Annotated in this window: 17 protein-coding genes; 10 read left to right on the forward strand and 7 right to left on the reverse strand. The window is 70.3% G+C overall.

Going from position 1 to position 18,752, the window contains the following annotated elements; translation table 11 throughout:
• The first annotated feature begins 134 nt into the window (after positions 1 to 134).
• Both AB5J49_RS18255 and AB5J49_RS18260 read left to right on the forward strand, forming a co-directional pair.
• Positions 135 to 1,493, forward strand: coding sequence for a nicotinate phosphoribosyltransferase (locus AB5J49_RS18255; protein WP_369169690.1), 1,359 nt, complete (start codon positions 135 to 137; stop codon positions 1,491 to 1,493).
• Positions 1,494 to 1,630: 137 nt separating this feature from the next.
• Complete coding sequence (locus AB5J49_RS18260) at positions 1,631 to 2,221, forward strand: nicotinamidase (protein WP_369169691.1); 591 nt, start codon at positions 1,631 to 1,633, stop codon at positions 2,219 to 2,221.
• Positions 2,222 to 2,419: 198 nt separating this feature from the next.
• Here the strand turns inward: AB5J49_RS18260 and AB5J49_RS18265 are convergent, their stop codons facing one another.
• Together AB5J49_RS18265 and AB5J49_RS18270 are read right to left on the reverse strand one after the other, a co-directional pair.
• Positions 2,420 to 2,764, reverse strand: a complete 345-nt coding sequence (locus AB5J49_RS18265) for a hypothetical protein (RefSeq protein ID WP_369169692.1) — start codon at positions 2,762 to 2,764, stop codon at positions 2,420 to 2,422.
• A gap of 157 nt (positions 2,765 to 2,921) precedes the next feature.
• Positions 2,922 to 5,270, reverse strand: a complete 2,349-nt coding sequence (locus tag AB5J49_RS18270; protein WP_369169693.1) for an immune inhibitor A domain-containing protein — start codon at positions 5,268 to 5,270, stop codon at positions 2,922 to 2,924.
• A gap of 396 nt (positions 5,271 to 5,666) precedes the next feature.
• Between AB5J49_RS18270 and AB5J49_RS18275 the strand changes: the two genes are divergently transcribed.
• Positions 5,667 to 5,939, forward strand: a complete 273-nt coding sequence (locus AB5J49_RS18275; RefSeq protein WP_369169694.1) for a hypothetical protein — start codon at positions 5,667 to 5,669, stop codon at positions 5,937 to 5,939.
• A 6-nt stretch (positions 5,940 to 5,945) separates the two neighbouring features.
• Here AB5J49_RS18275 and AB5J49_RS18280 read toward each other — a convergent pair whose 3' ends face one another.
• Both AB5J49_RS18280 and AB5J49_RS18285 read right to left on the reverse strand, forming a co-directional pair.
• Positions 5,946 to 6,632 carry an RDD family protein gene (locus tag AB5J49_RS18280; RefSeq protein WP_369169695.1) on the reverse strand — a complete coding sequence of 229 codons (687 nt, stop codon included), beginning with the start codon at positions 6,630 to 6,632 and terminating at the stop codon, positions 5,946 to 5,948.
• 89 nt (positions 6,633 to 6,721) lie between these two features.
• Positions 6,722 to 8,272, reverse strand: coding sequence for an RDD family protein (locus AB5J49_RS18285; RefSeq protein ID WP_369169696.1), 1,551 nt, complete (start codon positions 8,270 to 8,272; stop codon positions 6,722 to 6,724).
• Between the two features lie 262 nt (positions 8,273 to 8,534).
• On the opposite strand from AB5J49_RS18285, the gene AB5J49_RS18290 reads away from it, so the two are divergent.
• A complete protein-coding gene (locus AB5J49_RS18290; RefSeq protein ID WP_369169697.1) occupies positions 8,535 to 8,948 on the forward strand; it encodes an SsgA family sporulation/cell division regulator in 414 nt (137 codons plus the stop codon).
• Positions 8,949 to 8,971: 23 nt separating this feature from the next.
• On the opposite strand, the gene AB5J49_RS18295 is transcribed toward AB5J49_RS18290, so the two are convergent.
• On the reverse strand, positions 8,972 to 10,378 hold the full coding sequence (locus AB5J49_RS18295) for an FAD-binding oxidoreductase (RefSeq protein WP_369169698.1): 1,407 nt from the start codon (positions 10,376 to 10,378) through the stop codon (positions 8,972 to 8,974).
• A gap of 103 nt (positions 10,379 to 10,481) precedes the next feature.
• Between AB5J49_RS18295 and AB5J49_RS18300 the strand changes: the two genes are divergently transcribed.
• On the forward strand, positions 10,482 to 12,029 hold the full coding sequence (locus AB5J49_RS18300; RefSeq protein ID WP_369169699.1) for a tetratricopeptide repeat protein: 1,548 nt from the start codon (positions 10,482 to 10,484) through the stop codon (positions 12,027 to 12,029).
• 13 nt (positions 12,030 to 12,042) lie between these two features.
• On the opposite strand, the gene AB5J49_RS18305 is transcribed toward AB5J49_RS18300, so the two are convergent.
• Together AB5J49_RS18305 and hppD are read right to left on the reverse strand one after the other, a co-directional pair.
• The gene (locus AB5J49_RS18305) at positions 12,043 to 12,906 is read right to left on the reverse strand and encodes a Teichoic acid biosynthesis protein C (Precursor) (protein ID WP_369169700.1); all 864 of its coding nucleotides are present in this window, start codon (positions 12,904 to 12,906) and stop codon (positions 12,043 to 12,045) included.
• Between the two features lie 172 nt (positions 12,907 to 13,078).
• Positions 13,079 to 14,224 (reverse strand): 4-hydroxyphenylpyruvate dioxygenase, encoded by a 1,146-nt coding sequence (hppD, locus tag AB5J49_RS18310; RefSeq protein WP_369169701.1) that lies wholly within the window; start codon positions 14,222 to 14,224, stop codon positions 13,079 to 13,081.
• 149 nt (positions 14,225 to 14,373) lie between these two features.
• Here hppD and AB5J49_RS18315 point away from each other — a divergent pair, with 149 nt between their 5' ends.
• From AB5J49_RS18315 to AB5J49_RS18335, 5 genes are all read left to right on the forward strand, one after another.
• Positions 14,374 to 14,853, forward strand: a complete 480-nt coding sequence (locus tag AB5J49_RS18315; RefSeq protein ID WP_274239294.1) for an Lrp/AsnC family transcriptional regulator — start codon at positions 14,374 to 14,376, stop codon at positions 14,851 to 14,853.
• A gap of 29 nt (positions 14,854 to 14,882) precedes the next feature.
• A complete protein-coding gene (locus AB5J49_RS18320; RefSeq protein ID WP_369169702.1) occupies positions 14,883 to 15,530 on the forward strand; it encodes an ABC transporter permease in 648 nt (215 codons plus the stop codon).
• Positions 15,531 to 15,621: 91 nt separating this feature from the next.
• Positions 15,622 to 16,830 carry a betaine/proline/choline family ABC transporter ATP-binding protein gene (locus tag AB5J49_RS18325; RefSeq protein ID WP_369175182.1) on the forward strand — a complete coding sequence of 403 codons (1,209 nt, stop codon included), beginning with the start codon at positions 15,622 to 15,624 and terminating at the stop codon, positions 16,828 to 16,830.
• Entirely contained in the window at positions 16,827 to 17,783 is a 957-nt protein-coding gene (locus tag AB5J49_RS18330; protein WP_369169703.1) for an ABC transporter permease, read from the forward strand. Before AB5J49_RS18325 ends, AB5J49_RS18330 begins: the two co-directional genes overlap by 4 nt.
• Complete coding sequence (locus tag AB5J49_RS18335; protein WP_369169704.1) at positions 17,780 to 18,742, forward strand: glycine betaine ABC transporter substrate-binding protein; 963 nt, start codon at positions 17,780 to 17,782, stop codon at positions 18,740 to 18,742. The genes AB5J49_RS18330 and AB5J49_RS18335 overlap by 4 nt, the downstream gene beginning before the upstream one ends.
• Positions 18,743 to 18,752: the final 10 nt, after the last annotated feature.

Genomic DNA, 18,752 nt, shown 5'->3' on the forward strand with positions numbered 1-18,752 from the left:
ACCTCCACCCCACAAATCGTCAGAGTGACGAAATGGGGGTACCATCTGTCGTCATGCTGCATACACCGGGGGACAACCCCCGGACCCCCGGCCGACCCGGGGGCGCCCGGAGAGTCATAGCTAGGAGAGCTGTCGTGGATGTAGCGGACCTTGGGCTGCCGGTGGACGTTCCCTCGACGGCGCTCTTCACGGATCAGTACGAGCTCACGATGCTGCAGGCCGCCATGAAGGCGGGCACCGCCGAGCGGCGGAGCGTCTTCGAGGTCTTCACCCGGCGGCTGCCCGAGGGGCGGCGCTACGGCGTCCTGGCCGGCACCGGCCGGGTGCTGGACGCCGTCGAGAACTTCCGCTTCGACCCCGACGTCCTCGGCTTCCTGCGCGAGCGGAACATCGTCGACGAGCAGACCCTGCGGTGGCTCGCGGACTACCGCTTCTCCGGCGACATCTGGGGCTACCCCGAGGGCGAGGTCTACTTCCCGGGCTCGCCGATCATGCGGGTCGAGGGCACCTTCGCCGAGTGCGTGCTGCTGGAGACGGTGATCCTGTCCATCCTCAACCACGACTCCGCGATCGCCGCCGCCGCCTCACGCATGTCGTCGGCCGCCGGTGACCGCCCGATCATCGAGATGGGCGCCCGGCGCACACACGAGCTGGCCGCGGTAGCCGCGTCCCGCGCCGCGTACGTCGGCGGCTTCACCTCCACCTCCGACCTGGCCGCCGGCTTCCGCTACGGCATCCCCACCGTCGGCACCAGCGCCCACGCCTTCACCCTGCTGCACGACCGCGAGCGGGACGCCTTCCAGGCCCAGGTCGACTCCATGGGCCGCGGCACCACGCTGCTCGTGGACACCTACGACGTCGCCGAGGCGGTCCGTACGGCCGTGGAGGTCGCCGGGCCCGAGCTGGGCGCCGTCCGCATCGACTCGGGCGACCTGCTGCTGGTCGCACACCGGGTGCGCCAGCAGCTGGACGAGCTGGGCGCGACGAGCACGAAGATCATCGTCACCTCCGACCTGGACGAGTACGCCATCGCCTCGCTGGCGGCGGCGCCGGTGGACGCGTACGGCGTCGGCACCCAGCTGGTGACCGGGTCCGGGCATCCGACCTGCTCGATGGTCTACAAGCTGGTCGCCCGCGCCGAGTCCGCCGACGCGGGGGCCCCGCTGGTGCCGGTGGCGAAGAAGTCGAGCGGCGGCAAGACCTCCATCGGCGGCCGCAAGTGGGCCGCGCGGCGCCTCGACGAGTACGGCGTCGTGGAGGCCGAGGTCGTCGGCACGGGGGCGGTGCCGGACGGGCTCGCCGACCGGCAGCTGCTGGTCGAGCTGGTCAAGGGCGGTGACGTGGTGGCCCGTGAGCCGCTGGACGTCGTACGGGACCGGCACACGGCCGCTCGCGCGAGTCTGCCGCTGTCCGCGACTCAGCTCTCGCGGGGGGAACCGGTCATTCCGACGGAGTATGTCAACGGGCGCGCGGGGAGCCGGACGGGGTCGTGAAGCGAGTGCGCCCGGCGCGCTCACTCCATGCCCCCTCCCGCACGGCACCCGAAGTCTCTAGGCTCGGAAGTTCACGGCCGGGCCAGCACCCTTTTCACCGTCCCGACCTCAGCGTCCATAACCGAAGGACACCGACCATGCGCCGCGCCTTGATCGTCGTAGATGTGCAGAACGACTTCTGCGAGGGGGGCAGCCTCGCGGTGTCCGGCGGGGCCGATGTGGCCGCCGCCGTCACCGAGCTCATCGGGCAGGCGGCCGGGTCCGGCTACCAGCACGTCGTGGCCACCCGCGACCACCACATCGCGCCCGGCGGCCACTTCTCCACGAACCCCGACTTCGCCCACTCCTGGCCCGCGCACTGCGTCGCCGGCACGGAGGGGGTTGGCTTCCACCCGAACTTCGCCCCCGCCGTCGCATCCGGCGCGATCGACGCCGTGTTCGACAAGGGGGCGTACGTGGCGGCGTACAGCGGGTTCGAGGGGGCCGACGAGAACGGGGTGAAGCTGGCGGACTGGCTGCGGGCCAGGGAGGTCTCGGAGGTGGACGTGGTGGGGATCGCCACCGACCACTGCGTGCGGGCGACCGCGCTGGACGCCGCACGCGAGGGCTTCCGTACGCAGGTCCTGCTGGACCTGACCGCCGGAGTGGCCTCGGAGACCACGGAACGGGCACTGGAGGAGATGCGCGAGGCGGGGGTCGAGCTGTCCGGGAAGCCGGTCGTCGCGTAGCGCTCCGCGGGGGTGCCGCGTAGCGCTTCGCGGGGGTGCCGCGTAGCGCTTCGCGGGGTGCCACGATTGGCCGTCGGGCGGCTGCGGCGCCGTTGTGGCTGGTCGCGCCCGCGCGGCGGAGCCGCATATCGATGCAGCCCCGCGCCCCTTGAGGGCGCTGCCGAACCGCAGCCGGCCTGCGTCAGGGCTGCCCAGCGCTCACGCCGGCGCCGCCGGTCTCCTCAGCAGGGCCCTGATCGGATGCCACAGTTCCTGGGCCAGGTCCGGGCTCGCCACGACACCGTTGTCAGGGGCCGTTCGCCATATCAGGCCGTCCGGGTGGTGCAGGACCGCCGTGATCTCGTCCGGGCTCGGCGGGGCGGCGTTGCCGCGCAGGTAGACCGCCCGCATGCCCAGGTTGCGGAGCCTGGTCAGGGCTCGGGCGCGGTTCTGGGCGTGGACGAGGACACGGACGCAGCCCGTGCCATGGGCGGTGGGGCTGGGCAGGTTCAGCGCCACCACCACGCTGCCGGTCGGCAGCTTGCAGAAACCTCCTGCGGCCATGCGGTCACACCCCCGTGCGAGTCGGTGTCAAGGTCTGGATCAGGGTCGGCGTGGGTGCCGATGTCAATAAGGGAAGCACAGGGTGCACCTAAACACGATCGGCGGCAACCCGCCAGGGGGCTGCCGCCGATAATGCTCTGACCTGCGAAGATGATGCTTACTTCACCGCAGCGCCGACCTCGACCGTGATCGTCGAGCCGTCATAGGCCTCCTTGATGATCTTGATCTTGGTGTTGGTGTCAGTGATCTTGACGCCCGCGGTCGGGGTCGCCGCGTCGTAGTACGTGTTGGTGCGGTCGTTGAAGACCGGCACCCCCGCACGCGACGGAATCCGGGTCGCGACGTCCGCGTTGTGCAGCGTCATGCCGTCCGTGCGGAACCGGCTGAACGGCGCGTCGTAGGACTGGATGCGGTTGCGCATCAGCGTGCCGTCGGACCACTTCAGCGCGGTCGGGTGGGAGTCGACCGGGAGGACCAGGCCGACACCGGGGTGCTTGCTGGTGTTGTTGTCCGCCTGGGAGGTGTCCCACTTCCAGATCAACAGGCCGTTCTGGTACGCGTAGTGCTCCACCCAGTCCGGACGGGTCGACGAGAAGCCGAAGTTGTACGGGCCCGACTTCAGGGTCTTGTCGTACGACACGTACTGGCGGTTCTCGGCGATGTAGTACTGCGCGTAGTCGTCCGTGATGGACGCGCCGATACGGGAGAAGCCCTTGGTCGCCCAAGCGGCGTCCGCGCTCTCGGCGTTGTCGGAGAACAGGGCCGTGCCGTCGGCGGTCACGGTGATCTCGTCGGCCGCGAAGCCCTTCTGGGCCACGCCGCCGTCCGTCTGGTAGCGGAAGCGCAGGTCGATCTTCTTGCCGGCGTAGGCGTCGAGCGGGAAGACCAGCTTCTTGTAGGCGTCCACCGTGCCGGTGAGGGCGGGTTTGCCGCTGGCGTCGCGCGGGAGGGCCGCACCGTCCACCGTGCCGTCGACGGCCGTCCAGTTGGCGCCGCCGTCGGTCGAGACCTCGGTGTAGAGGTAGTCGAACTCGGCCTCGATGTCGTACCAGCCGTCAAGGGTGAGGGCGGCGGAGGACTTGCCCGTGAGGTCCACGGAACGGGTCAGCGTGTTGGCGAGGCTGTCGCCGCTGCCGCTCCACCACTGGTTCGCGCCCTGCGCCGGCTTGACGATCTCGGTGGTGACCTTCTTCTTGGGCAGCTCGACCACGAGGGCCTGCTTGTGCCGGGTGTTGTACTCGGCCACGCCCAGCTTGTGCTCGGACTCCGTCGCGGCCTTCGCCTTGTCGTAGTTCAGCCAGCCCAGCTGGAGCTTGTCCCAGGCGGTCATGTCGCCCGGCAGGTCACCGATCTCCTTCTTGCCGGTGCCCAGCCAGGAACCGGAGGACATCAAGGTCCAGAAGCCGGTGGAGTTCTCACCGCCGGAGGTGTCGTAGTGGTCCGGCAGGCCGAGGTCGTGGCCGTACTCGTGGGCGAAGACGCCGAGCCCGCCGTTCTCCGGCTGGATGGTGTAGTCGCCGACCCAGATGCCGGTGGAGCCGATCTGCGCGCCGCCCAGCTTGTTGTCCGAGGGGCCGGTGGCACCCGCGTCGGTGCCGAACGCGTACCAGCGGTGGGCCCAGATCGCGTCGGTGCCCTGCGCGCCGCCGCCCGCGGACTCGTCCTCACCGGCGTGCACGATCTGGAAGTGGTCGATGTAGCCGTCGGCCTCGTTGAAGTTGCCGTCGCCATCGAAGTCGTAGCGGTCCCACTGGTCGAACTGCGCGACGTCCGCCTTGATCTCGGCGTCGGTCTTCCCAGCTGCCTTCTGCTGGGCGACCCACGCGTTCAGACCGTCGCTGACGACGTTCCAGACGCTGGAGCAGTTGGTCTGGCCGCAGGCGTTGTTGCCGTAACGGGCCTCGTTGTAGGGGACCTTGACCCAGTCGGCGACCTCGCCCTCGACCGAGTAGCGGCCCGAGGACTGCTTCTCGTAGTACTTCTTCATCGACTCGGTCTTCTTGCCGGTGCCGAAGTAGAGGTCCTGGAAGTGCTTCTGGTTGTAGTCCGCCTGCCAGGCCGTCGAGTTGTCCTTGGCGCGGTCGGGCTCGGCTATCTGGTTGTGGGCCGGGCCGGGCGTGCCGCCGAAGTCACTGATCTGGTCGCCGAACTCGACCAGGATCGTGAATATCTTGTCGGTCTTCTCGCGGCCCAGCTCGACGTACTTGCCGTCGCCCTTCTTGCTCTTGAGCTCGACGACCTGCGAGCCCGCGCGCTCCTTCACCTTCGCCTTGCCGGATATGACCTGGTTGAGGGCTTCTTGGCGCTGGGCCTCCTGGGTCTTGCTCAGGGGGCCATCCAGGTCGTGGTCGGCGTGAGTGTGCTCCGCCGGGTCGTGCCGCTCCACGGATGCCGCCGAGGTGCCTTCGCCGGCCTGCGCCACCGCGTAGGTCGAGCCCGTCGCCGCGGCTGCCGCGAGCGCGACGGCGGTTGCCGCCGCTCTGAACGTCCAGGGTCTGCTGGTCACTTGCTTCCTCCCCCGCGTTCGGGCGCACGGAGGGAAGGTCCTGGTCATGGAGGTTCCGCGCGCACCTGATCAACGCGTGTAGTCAAGTGACGACATTTGACTAGAGGTTAAGCAGAAAAGACAGACCTTGACTTGCACACCTCAATTGCACTATGCGGAGTCGATGTTCATTTAACGGACAACGATCTTTCGTCAACGGGCGCGTGGCCCCGTCCACTTGATGGACGGCATGACTCCGTGCGCCCCCTGTGCACCGGCACTGTTGGTTAGGTCACGCTTACGGTTTGTTCCGCTCGGGCATGCACGCGGTTAGAGTCGGATGGCGGAACGCCCGGACGTCGGCGGAAAGCCAGGCCGAGACCCCCGTGCACCCCTGATTCCGAGGACACGATGATCATGCCTCGTCCGACTGCCGCACAGCTCTCCTACGGCTCGTGCACCGTGATCTTCTCGACGCTCGCCATGCTGCTGCTGTCCCAGACCAGCTCGGGCGTGGGGATCGCGGTCATCGCCGTCTCGGCGCTCATGCTCGGGCTGCTGGTCGCCATGACGGTGCCCATGCCGAAGAAGCCCCGTGTGGTGGCGATGCGCAAGCCCAAGCCCGCCGCCGCGGAACGGGAACCGGCGGAACGGGAACAGACCGAAGAACCGGTGCTGACGCAGTCCTGACCCGCCTCAGGCATTGGTGCTGACCACCACCGTCTTCGCCGCCTTGTCGTGCAGGCCCTGCTTGTAGGGCCGGTCGAAGAAGCTCCAGCCGCCGCAGATCGCGGTCCAGATGCAGGCGCAGCAGAACGCGAACGGGATCCACAGCACCGCCGCCCGGATCAACGCGGTCTGCACGGACGGCGTGGCCCCGTTGTCGAGGTTGGCCACCCTCATGTTGAGCAGCTTCTTGCCGAGCGTCTGCCCCGTCCTGACGGTCATGAAGGTGTCGTAGCCGATGAAGAGCAGGACGGCGACCAGCGACTGCAGGAAGGACTTGCCGTACTCCACCTCGTCGGCGTCCACGTTGTACTCGGTGACGCCGAAGCCCCAGGTGAGCAGCCAGACCACGACGGCCACCAGGATCATGTCGATGATGCGCGCGAGCGTGCGCTTGCCGCTGTCGGCGAGCGGCGGCATCCCGGCGAGCGGGTCGGTGGGGTAACCGCCGCCGCCGTACGGGTCCCCGCCGTAGGGGCCGCCGCCGTAGGGGCCGCCGCCGGAGGGGCCGCCGCCGGAGGGGGGCGGCGGCTGGTCACCGTACGGAGGCTGTTGGCCGTACGGCGAGCCCGAGCCCTCGGGCGGCGGGGGCTGCTTCCTGAACGGGTCGTCTTCCGGGGGCTGCTGACCGGAGCCGGGAGGCGGTTCACTGCTCATGGCCCGAGTCGACCTCGAACCCCCCGGCTTCGCATCCGGCGCGGGGCCGTCCGGAGTACGGAATCGTCCGTGCGGTTCGCCGTGTGCGGTCAGCCCGCGACGAACGTACGCGCCGCCTTGTCGTGCCAGCACTGGTGCCACGGCCGGTCGAACAGGCACCACAACACGCCGACGACCCCGATGCCGAGCAGGCCGGGGATGCTGTAGACGAGCCAGCGGCGCAGTGCGGGACCGAAGGTCGGAGGCTCGTGGGCCTCGATGTCCCGCACCTCCAGACCGAGCACCTTCTTGCCCAGCGTGCGGCCCCACTTGACGGTGGGCACGACCTCGTAGACGAGGCCGAACAGGAGCAGGACGGCCAGGACGATGCCGAGGTACATCGAGGTCGTGCCGTCCAGCAACCAGACGGTGACCGTCTCGCCGGAGAGCTTGGCGGCGTCGATCTTGTCGTTGACGTGGTCGAGCGCCTGGCTGCCGAGCGGCACGGCGGCCACCGCGGTGACGGCGCCCAGCACGACGGTGTCCAGCAGCCGCGCGGCCAGCCGCTTGCCGAGGCCGGCGGGGCGGGCGGCGGCCTGGCGCCTGGCGGCCGCCTGGAAGATGTCCTCGACCGGGGGCTTCCAGGGGGCGACCGGCTGTTCGTCGCCGGACGGTCCCGCGAGCCGGTGGACCTGCTGCGCCCAGGAGGACTGACCGCCGCCGGCACCGGCGCTCATGGGCGCGGCGGACGCCGCGGCCGCGGACGGGGGGCCGGACTGCTGGGGGACGGTCGGGGCGGCCTGCTGCGGGCCGGAGAGGGCCGTGGGGGCGGCACCGGCCGCCTGGGCGGCAGTCCCGGCCTGAGCGCCCGTCTGAGGCTGTCCCTGGGGCTGTCCCTGGGGCTGTCCCTGGGCCACCGCGGCGCGCTCGGCGGCGGCCTTCCCGGCGCCGAAGCCGGGGCCCTGCGGGGCGCCGGCCGCCGAGGGGTGGTGAGCATCCGGATGTGCGGCGCCCGGGCCGGCGGACGCGCCCGTGCTCCCGCCCTGCGCCCCGGCCGCCCCGCCCTGCTGCGCCGTGCGCGGGGACAGCGCGCGGATGGCCATGGTGCCGTCGGCGGGCGCCGACCCGGCGGGGTTCGGGATACGGGGAGTGGCCTGCCCCGCGGCGCCGGACGCCGGCGCTCCCCCGGGCTCCGCGACCGGCCGGCGGATCATGAACGTGTCACCGGAGGCGCCGCCCCCGGCGCCCGCGTCCGGCTCGCCCGGGTCCCTCGGGTCGGCGCCCTGCTGGGCACCCCAGGAGACGCGGCGGTCCTGGTCGCCGCCGAAGCCGGACTGATGGACGGAGTCGGCTCCCCAGGCCGACGCCGGCTCCGGGCGGCTGCCGTGCTGGGCGTCGGCCTGCGGGGGCGCCTGGGCCGGGTCCTCGTCGAAGAAGTGCGGGCCCGTCTCCTCGACCGGGGCGGCCGGGGCCGACGCGGCCTGACCCGGGTCCGCGCCCGGGGGCGGGGCGAGCGATTCGCCGTCCGTCGGCGCCGGACGGCTGGTGCCCGGTACCCAGGAGGCACCGTTCCAGTACCGGACATATCCAGGAATGGACGGGTCCGGGTAATACCCTTCGCGGGGCCTGTCGTCACCTGGGGCCGGGGTTGGGGCGCTCATGTCCGTCGTCCGGTATCTGCTCGAGGGTCGATTGGGGGCCTCCACATCTATCAGACCGGCGCAACAAGCACCGCCAGTCCCGTAGGACCCGCTCCTTTCCGGGCAAGCTCGTACACGTACTTCACATGTACGGAACCGCTCCGGGAACAGGCCGGAAAAAAGTTCTGCGAACCCGCGTAATGATCCACCCCTGTCCTCGCTCTCCACTCGTACGGGCCCGCCCGCAGGACCCGCACGCGTCACGAGAGAGGACACCCACGCCATGCATCACGCCGTCGTAGAGCGCGAACTGGAGCTCAAGCTCATCCTGTCGCCCGAGCGCCGCGTCCCCGTCCCGGCCCGGCTGAGCTACCACAGCGAGGATCCGTACGCCGTCCACGTCGCCTTCCACATCAACTCCGAGCACCCCGTGTACTGGACCTTCTCCCGCGATCTGCTGGTCGAGGGGGTGTTCCGGCCGTGCGGGCACGGGGACGTGCGGGTGTGGCCGACGAAGGTCGAGGGCCGCAGCGTCGTGCTCATGGGCCTGAGTTCGCCCGACGGGGACGCCCTGCTGGAGGCGCCGGCGGCGCAGGTGTCGGCCTGGCTGGAGCGGACGCTCAGGGTGGTGCCCCCGGGGACCGAGGGCAAGCAGCTGGGGATCGACGACGCGCTCGACCAGTTGCTCGCCCAGTGAGCCGTACCGACCGAAGGGACGGGTCAGAACAGCTTGCCCGGATTCAGGATGCCCAGCGGGTCGAAGGCCTGCTTGATCGCCCGCTGCATCTCGATCCCGACGGGGCCGATCTCGCGCGCCAGCCACTCCTTCTTCAGGACGCCCACGCCGTGCTCGCCGGTGATCGTGCCGCCGAGTTCCAGGCCGAGGGCCATGATCTCGTCGAAGGACTCGCGGGCGCGCCGGGACTCGTCGGGGTCGGCCGCGTCGAAGCACACGGTCGGGTGGGTGTTGCCGTCTCCTGCGTGCGCGACGACCCCGATGGTGAGCTGGTGCTTGTCGGCGATCCGCTCGACGCCTTCGATGAGGTCGCCGAGCCGGGACCGGGGCACGCACACGTCGTCGATCATCGTCACGCCCCGCACCGCTTCGAGCGCGGTCAGGGACAACCGCCGTGCCTGGAGGAGGAGTTCGGACTCGGCCGCGTCGTCCGCCGGGACCACCTGGGTGGCGCCGGCCGCCTCGCACAGCGCCCCGACGGCGGCGAGGTCGGGGGCGGGGTCCGGGGTGTCGAAGGCGGCGAGGAGGAGGGCCTCCGTCGTCTCCGGCAGTCCCATGTTCGCGATGTTGTTGACCGCTTTGACCGTCGTACGGTCCATCAGTTCGAGCAGTGACGGGACGTGTCCGCCGGCCATGATCCGGCACACGGCGTCGCAGGCGGCGGCCGCGGACGCGAACTCGGCGGCGAGGACCAGCTGCTGCGGCGGCTGCGGCTTGAGCGCCAGGACGGCCCGGACGACGACGCCGAGCGAGCCCTCGGAGCCGACGAAGAGGCGGGTCAGGTCGTATCCCGCGACACCCTTGGCCGTACGCCGGCCCGTGGACATCAGGCGTCCGTCGGCGAGGACGACGTCCAGGCCGAGGACGTACTCGGCCGTCACCCCGTACTTCACACAGCACAGGCCGCCCGAGGCGGTGCCGATGTTGCCGCCGATCGTGCACATCTCCCAGCTGGAGGGGTCCGGCGGGTAGCAGAGGCCCACTTCGTTGACCGCGCGGGAGAGGGCGGCGTTGATGACGCCGGGCTCGACGACCGCGATGCGGTCGACCGGGTTGATCTCCAGGATGCGGTCCATCTTGGTCAGGGACAGCGCGATGCAGCCGTCGGAGGCGTTGGCCCCGCCCGACAGGCCCGTGCGGGCGCCCTGCGGGACGACGGGGACGCGCAGCTCGGTGGCGGTGCGCATGACGTGCTGGACCTCTTCGACGGTGCGCGGCAGGACGACCACGGCGGGGGCGCCGGCCGGGCAGAAGCTGGCCATGTCGTTGGCGTAGGAGCCCGTGACGTCGGGGTCGGTCAGGACGGCCTCGGCGGGCAGACCCGCGAGCAGCCGCTCGGTGAGGTCACCCCGGGCCTGGTCGGGTGCGGCTTCGGTACGGCTCATGATCACAGCGTGACACCCGGGGCCATCGGTGTGAACCCCACGTACGGCAGCCGGCGGCGGACGGGTGTGGTCGTCGTATTGACGCACGGTTTCACGCACAGTGAGCGCCATGGAGAACAGCGCCACCGAGAACAGCGCCGCGGAGCACGACGCCTCGACGAACGACGCTTCGGAGAACGACGCCGCGGAGCACGACGCCTCGAAGAACGAGAACGACGCCGGTGAGAACGAGCAGCCCGCGCCGGACCGCTCGCGCATCCGACGTCGGGTGCTGATCGCCGCGGTGGCGGGGTGTGCCGTGCTCGGCGGGATGCTGGCGCTGCTGCCGTGGGGGCCGGCCGGGACGCGGGCGGCCGCCCCACCGGCGCCGGGTGCGCAGGCGCTCACCGCGGTCACCACGGGTGTGCCGGCCGCGCTGCCCGATCTGGCGGTGCTGATCGACGAGCGCGAGGCCCACCTGCGGACGCATCCCAAGGACGCCCACTCGTGGGCGGTGCTGGGCGCCGCGTATGTGGAACGGGGGCGGCGGACCGCGGAGCCGGTGAACTACCCGAAGGCGGAGAAGGCGCTGCGTACGTCGCTGAAGGTGCGGGCGAGGAACGCCGAGGCGCTGGACGGCATGGCGGCGCTGGCGAACGCGCGGCGGGACTTCCGGGCGGCGCTGACGTGGGGCGAGGCGGCGCTTCAGGTGAACCGGAAGCGGTGGACGACGTATCCGCAGCTGATCGACGCGTACACGGGGCTGGGCGAGTACAAGGCGGCCAAGCGGACCCTGGACCGGCTGCTGAAGCTGCGCTCGGGGCCGGCGGTGCAGGCGCGGGCGGCGGCCGTCTACCGGGACCGGGGCCGCCGTGAGGACGCGGCGGCGGCGCTGTCCGACGCGGCGGGGGCCGCCGAGGCACCGGCCGAGCGGGCGGCGTATCTCGAACGGGCCGGTCAGCTCGCCTGGGAACGCGGCGACCTGGACGTGGCGCTGCGCCACTTCCAGGAGGCGGTACGCCTCGACCCCGACCAGCGGGCCGCGCTCGCCGGGCAGGGGCGGACGCTGGCGGCGCTGGGCCGCACCACGGAGGCGCTGAACGCCTACCGGGTGGCGCTCGCCAAGCAGCCGTGTCCCCAGTACGCGCTGGAACTGGGCGAGTTGTACGAGTCGCTGGGGCTGGGGCAGGCGGCCCGGGTGCAGTACGACCTGCTGCGGGAGCGGGCGGCGCGGGCCGCGGCGGCCGGGGTGGACGAGGAACTGGTGCTGGGCCTCTTCGAGGCGGACCACGGCGACGTACCCTCCGCGGTACGGCGGCTGCGGACCGAGTGGCGGCGCCAGCCCGGCATCGCGGTGGCCGACGCGCTGGGGTGGGCGCTGCACCAGGCCGGGGAGGACAAGGAGGCGCTGAAGTTCGCCAGGATCGCGACCGACAAGGCACGTGGCGGTGGGGTGCGCAGTGCTCCGTACGTGTATCACCGGGCGATGATCGAGCGGGACTTGGAGCTGGCGGGGCCCGCGCGGCGGCATCTGCAGGAGGCGCTGCGGATCAATCCGCACTTCTCGCCGACGCGGGTGCCGCTGGCCACGGCGGCGTTGGAGGAGCTGGGCGAGCCGTCGGTGAAGGACGTACCGGAGATGGACGCGCAAGTGGACGCGAAGCCGCGAAAGGGGTGAGCGGGCGGGCCCCTCAGGCCGCGCGTGGCTTGTAGTAGATCGAGAACCTGCGCGCCCCCTCCGGGCCGGACGCGAGCCCCAGGCACAGCCGTGCCCCGGAGCCGTGGGGGCGGACGGCCAGGCCCTCCGGTTCGCGGTGGTCGAGGGAGTGGCCGGCCTCGGTGCGCTGCTGGTCGAGGAGTTCGCCGGTGCGGATGTCGAGGCAGGAGATGTGGGCGTTGCCGCGCTTGGCGGGCGGGTTGGTCTTGGCGTGGTAGGCGGTGCCGGCCAGTTGGTAGAGGTGGTCGCCGTCCAGGGCGTACCCCTGGAAGGGGATCTCGGCCTTGGGGTGCGCGCCGGTCTGCGGGAAGTCGGCGACCGGGGCGGAGTAGTCGCGGGCGACGAAGGCGTCGAGGTCCCAGACGCGGTAGCGGGGCTTGTCGTCGATGCGATGGCGTACGGCGATGCGCCGCGAGGTCATGCAGACGGACGGCTGGTTGTGGGTGGAGCCCGGGATCGGGTTGCGGACCTTGACGTCCTCCCGCGTGCGGACGGCGCCGTCGAAGAAGCGGAACCGGGTGACGCCCTGGCCGTAGCCGCCCTTGGCGTCGGCCTCGGTCCAGATCCACACCGTGCCGTCGGGATCGTTCTGCACGCCCATGCTGACGCCGTGCCCGAAGCCCTGGAGGTACATGTGGCCCAAGCGCTTGCCCGCGAGGTCGAGCTTGTTCAGGCACAGGTGACCGGCGTCGCCGCCGCCCCGCCGCAGCTGAAGGACGTACAGGTGCCGGTTCACCTCGTCGAAGGCGAACGACTGCAGGATCGTGGGTTCCCGCAGCGTCGCCTTCTTCCACAGCCAGCGCTCGGACGGTGCGGAAAGGTCGAAACGGTCGGCCACTGTTCACTCCCGGGTCGTGCGGGCGCCCCCGTGGCGCCCGCACGTCTGGAGAGGCCTCACCGGGCCGATGTGGTTGCGCTTTCTACGAATTCACAGCTTTCGCAGGTATCGCGTTCACCGCAGGTTGCGCATTATTCGCAGGTTGCACGGGTCCGCAGGTCCCGCACGAGCCTCAGAGGTTGCCGCGCTTGGCCTGCTCCCGCTCGATCGCCTCGAACAGTGCCTTGAAGTTGCCCTTGCCGAAGCCCATCGAGCCGTGCCGTTCGATGATCTCGAAGAAGACGGTCGGGCGGTCCTGGACCGGCTTGGTGAAGATCTGCAGCAGGTAGCCGTCCTCGTCGCGGTCGGCGAGGATCTTCAGCTCGCGCAGGGTCTCGACGGGGACGCGGGTGTCGCCGACCCACTCGCCGAGGGTGTCGTAGTACGAGTCGGGGGTGTCGAGGAACGCCACGCCGGCCGCGCGCATCGTCCGTACCGTCGCGACGATGTCGTTCGTGTTGAGCGCGATGTGCTGGACGCCCGCGCCGCCGTAGAACTCCAGGTACTCGTCGATCTGGGACTTCTTCTTGGCGATGGCGGGCTCGTTGATCGGGAACTTGACCTTGAGCGTGCCGTCGGCCACGACCTTCGACATCAGCGCGCTGTACTCGGTCGCGATGTCGTCGCCCACGAACTCCTTCATGTTCGTGAAGCCCATGACCTTGTTGTAGAAGCCGACCCATTCGTTCATCCGGCCGAGCTCCACGTTGCCGACGCAGTGGTCGATGGCCTGGAAGGTGCGCTGGGCGGGCGGTTCGACCATCGGCGCGGCGGAGACGTAGCCGGGGAGGTACGGGCCCTCGTAGGCGGTGCGCTCGACGAGGGTGTGGCGGGTCTCGCCGTACGTCGCGATCGCGGCCAGGACGACGGTGCCGTGCTCGTCCTTCAGCTCGTACGGCTCGGTCACCGAGCGGGCGCCGTGCTCCAGCGCGTAGGCGTACGCGCGGCGGGCGTCCGGGACCTCGATGGCGAGGTCGATGACGCCGTCGCCGTGCTCGGCCACGTGCTGGGCGAGGAAGTGGCCCCAGGTGGTGGCGGGCTTGATGACGGAGGTGAGGACGAAACGGGCGGAGCCGTTCTCCAGCACGTAGCTCGCGGTCTCACGGCTGCCGTTCTCCGGTCCGGAGTAGGCGACCAGCCGCATGCCGAAGGCGGTCGAGTAGTAGTGCGCCGCCTGCTTGGCGTTGCCCACCGCGAAGACGACCGCGTCCATTCCCTTGACCGGGAAGGGGTCGGCCTGCCGGGCGGTGTCGGGAGTGTGGTGTGTGGTCTGCGTCATAGGCGCAGCCTCACTCCGGTGCGGCAAGGTGCGCAATAGTTTGGTTTCCCGCTGGGCAATCTGCTCAGTGCCGGACCCACTTCGGCGGGCCTTCTGTACAGGATGACCACCTTGAGCGGCGAGGGTCGTCGAGGGAGAGGCGGACGGTCGTGGCGATCGATCATCTGGACGGGCGGATCATCGTGCTGCTGGCGCGGGAGCCGCGGATCGGGGTGCTGGAGATGTCCCGGCGCCTGGGAGTGGCCCGCGGCACGGTGCAGGCGCGGCTGGACCGGCTTCAGTCGAACGGAGTCATCCGGGGATTCGGCCCGGAGGTGGATCCGGCCGCGCTCGGATATCCGGTCACCGCCTTCGCCACACTGCAGATCCGGCAGGGGCAAGGGGCCGACGTACGGGCGCACTTGGCGACCGTGCCGGAGGTGCTGGAGCTGCACACGACCACCGGGACCGGGGACATGATGTGCCGTCTCGTGGCGCGTTCCAACGCCGATCTCCAGCGTGTGATCGACCGGGTTGTCGGTTTCGATGGGATCGTCCGGGCCTCCACCGCGATCGTGATGGAGAACCCCGTTCCGCTGCGGATCATCCCGTTGGTGGAGCAGGCGGCCCAGGACCGGGAGAGCAGCTAGCTGGCCACGACCTGGTGGGGTGAGTCCGAGTGAGCTTCTGGGAGTACCTGGCCAACCGTCACCAGCAGCTGCTCACCGACGCCTACCAGCACGCCAGCGCCGTCTTCCAGTGCATGATCGTGGCGACCCTGCTCGGGGTGCTGATCGGGGTGGCCACTTACCGCAGCGACCTGGCCGGCAACCTCGCCACGACGAGCACCTCGACCATCCTGACCATTCCGTCGCTCGCCATGATCGGTCTGCTCATCCCGATCGTGGGGCTGGGCGTGGCGCCCACGGTGATCGCCCTGACGCTGTACGGGCTGCTGCCGATCGTGCGCAACTCGATCGTCGGGCTGCGCGGTGTCGATCCGTCGCTGGTGGACGCGGCCCGGGGCATCGGGATGTCCCGGCCGGCCCAGCTGCTGCGGGTGGAGCTGCCGCTGGCCTGGCCGCCGATCCTGACCGGGATCCGGGTCTCCACGCAGATGCTGATGGGCATCGCGGCGATCGCGGCGTACGCCTCCGGCCCCGGCCTCGGCAATGTGATCTTCCGCGGCCTCGCCTCGCTGGGCAGCGCGAACGCGCTCAACCAGGTGCTCGCGGGCACCCTCGGGATCATCGTCCTCGCGCTGCTGTTCGACGCCGCGTACGTCCTGCTCGGACGGCTGACCATTCCCAGGGGGATCCGTGTCTGAGACGTCCGCCGCCGGTACGCCGGGTGCCGCTTCGGGTGCCACGACCGCTGCCACGACCGGCGCCACGACGGCTGCCACGACCGGTGCCACGATCGAGCTGGAGAACCTCAGCAAGCAGTACCCGGGCAATCCCAACCCCGCCGTCGACAACGTCAACATGGAGATCAAGGCGGGCGAGATGGTCATCTTCGTCGGCCCGTCCGGGTGCGGGAAGTCGACGACGCTCAAAATGATCAACCGGCTGATCGAGCCGACCGGCGGCCGGATCCGCATCGGCGGCGAGGACGTCACCGACATCGACCCGGTGAAGCTGCGCCGCAAGGTCGGCTACGCGATCCAGTCCGCCGGCCTCTTCCCGCACATGACGGTCGCGCAGAACATCGCGCTCGTACCGAGGATGATCGGCTGGTCGAAGGCGCGGATCGCGTCGCGGGTCGAGGAGTTGCTCGACCTGGTCGGCCTGGACCCCGGGGAGTTCCACGGCCGCTATCCGCGTCAGCTCTCCGGCGGACAACAGCAACGCGTGGGCGTGGCACGGGCGTTGGCGGCAGATCCGCCCGTTCTGCTGATGGACGAACCGTTCGGCGCGGTCGACCCGATCACCCGTGATCATCTCCAGGACGAGTTGATCAGGCTGCAGCACGAGCTGCACAAGACGATCGTCTTCGTCACGCACGACTTCGACGAGGCGATCAAGCTCGGTGACCGTATCGCCGTTCTGCGCGAGCGGTCGCACATCGCTCAGTTCGACACCCCCGAGGCGATCCTCACCAACCCGGCGGACGACTTCGTGTCCGGGTTCGTGGGCGCCGGGGCCGCGCTGAAGCGCCTGAACCTCACCCGCGTACGGGATGTGGAGGTCACCGACTATCCGACGGTGACCGTCGACGACCCGCTCCAGGAGATCTTCAACCGGCTCCGGTCCAGCGGCACCAACGAGATCCTGCTCCTCGACAAGCGGGGCCGGCCGTACAAGTGGCTCAGGCGCGGCGACCTGATGCGGGCCAGGGGTTCGCTGGCGCGGGCGGGGACGCTGGTGCACGACACTGTGACCCGGGACGCCACACTGCGGGACGCCCTGGAGGCGGTCCTCATCGACAACGCGGGGCGGGTCGCGGTGACCGGGCGGCGCGGTGAGTACACCGGTGTCGTCGACATGGAGACGCTGATGAACTCCGTGCACGAGCTGCTGGAGGCCGACCGGCTGGAGGCGCTGGAGGCCCAGCACGAGCTGGAGGGGGCACGGGCCGACCGGACACATGCCGAGCAGGAGGGCATCGGAGGGGAGGCGAAGGCGTGACTGCTCCCGAGGCTCCCAAGGCGTCCGGCGTTCAGGGGACGTCCGGGGTTCCGGAGGCGTCCGGCGCTCAAGGGACGTCCGGGGCTCCGGAGGCTTCCGGGGCTTCCGCTTCCGGGGCTTCCGGGGCTTCCGGGGCTTCCGGGGCTTCCGGGGCGACGCTCGCGGAGGACACCGGGGAGCCGGGGGACGCCCCCTCCCCCGCAGCCGCGCAGCCCCCGGCCCGGAAGGTGAGTTGGCAGAAGCTGACCGTCCTGCCGACCGTGCTGGTGGCGATGCTGCTCGCGACCTGGCTGTGGTTCCAGCAGGCCGACCTGGACCAGGTCTCCGAGAACGCTCTGTCGAACGGCCAGGTCTCCAAGGCCCTGTGGCAGCACATCGAACTCACGGTGATCTCCACCTTCTTCGTACTGATCATCGCGATCCCGCTGGGGATCCTGCTCACCCGGCGGGCGTTCCGGAAGGCCACCCCCGTGGCCATGGCGCTCGCCAACATGGGCCAGGCGACCCCCGCGATCGGCCTGCTCGCCCTGCTGGTGATCTGGCTGGGCATCGGCCGCAGGGCGGCCCTGATCGGCATGATCGCCTACGCCGTCCTGCCGGTGCTGTCCAACACGATCGCCGGCCTGAAGGCGAACGACCCGACACTGCTGGAGGCGGCACGCGGCATCGGCATGTCCCCGACGGGGGTCCTGACACGGGTGGAACTCCCGCTCGCGGTCCCCCTCATCCTCGCGGGCGTGCGCACGGCCCTGGTCCTGAACGTCGGCACGGCGACCCTGGCGGTCTTCGGCGGTGGCGGCGGCCTGGGCGTGCTGATCACGGCGGGCATCACCAACCAGCGCATGCCGGTGCTGGTACTGGGCTCGATCCTCACGGTCGCGCTGGCCCTGCTGATGGACTGGCTGGCGTCGCTGGCGGAACTGCTGCTGCGGCCGCGGGGGTTGCAGGCATGAGGCGGCGTGCGAGCCTGCTCCTGGCAGCGGGACTACTGGCGGTGCCCTCGGGCTGCGGCCTGACCAGCGGCTCCCCCATGGCCGACGACGTGCGGCCCGGGACGATCGGGCGGGGCGAGCCGCTGAAGGGTGCCGACCTGACGGTGACGTCGAAGTCGTTCACCGAGCAGCTCATCCTCGGCGCGATCATGGGCATCGCCTTCCAGGCGGCCGGCGCGGAGGTCCTCGACCGCACCGGAATCCAGGGCTCCATCGGCAGCCGCGAGGCGGTCAGGAAGGGGGACGCGGACGCCGGGTACGAGTACACGGGCACGGCCTGGATCACGTACCTGGGCCGCAGCGAGCCCATTCCCGACCCGCACGAGCAGTGGGAGGCGGTGCGCGAGGCCGACGCGAAGAACGGGGTGAGCTGGCTCGCGCCGTCCGCGCTGAACAACACCTACGCCCTGGCGATGAACCAGGAGAACCACAAGAAGTACGGCACGAACACGCTCTCCGACGTCGCCGCACTGTCCAAGTCCGACCCCGACGCGGTGACGCTCTGCGTGGAGGTCGAGTTCGCCAACCGGGCGGACGGGCTGCCGGGCATGCAGCAGGAGTACGGGATGAGCGTGCCGACGAAGAACATCACGCAGATGGACACCGGGATCATCTACACCCAGGCCGCGAAGGGGAGTTGCGCCTACGGCGAGGTCTTCACGACGGACGGCCGCATCAAGTCGATGAACCTCGCGGTCATGCAGGACGACAAGAAGTTCTTCCCCAACTACAACGCCGCCCCCATGATCAACTCCGACACCCTGAAGAAGTGGCCGGCGATCGCGGACGTCCTCGACCCGATCACCAAGAAGCTGAACAACACGGTGGCCCAGGACCTGAACGCGAAGGTGGATGTGGACGGGGAGGATCCGCATCAGGTGGCGTTGGACTGGATGAAGAAGGAGGGGTTTGTAAAGTGACGGGGCAATT

Origin of the sequence: Streptomyces sp. R28, from assembly GCF_041052385.1 — a bacterium.
Classification (GTDB): domain Bacteria; phylum Actinomycetota; class Actinomycetes; order Streptomycetales; family Streptomycetaceae; genus Streptomyces.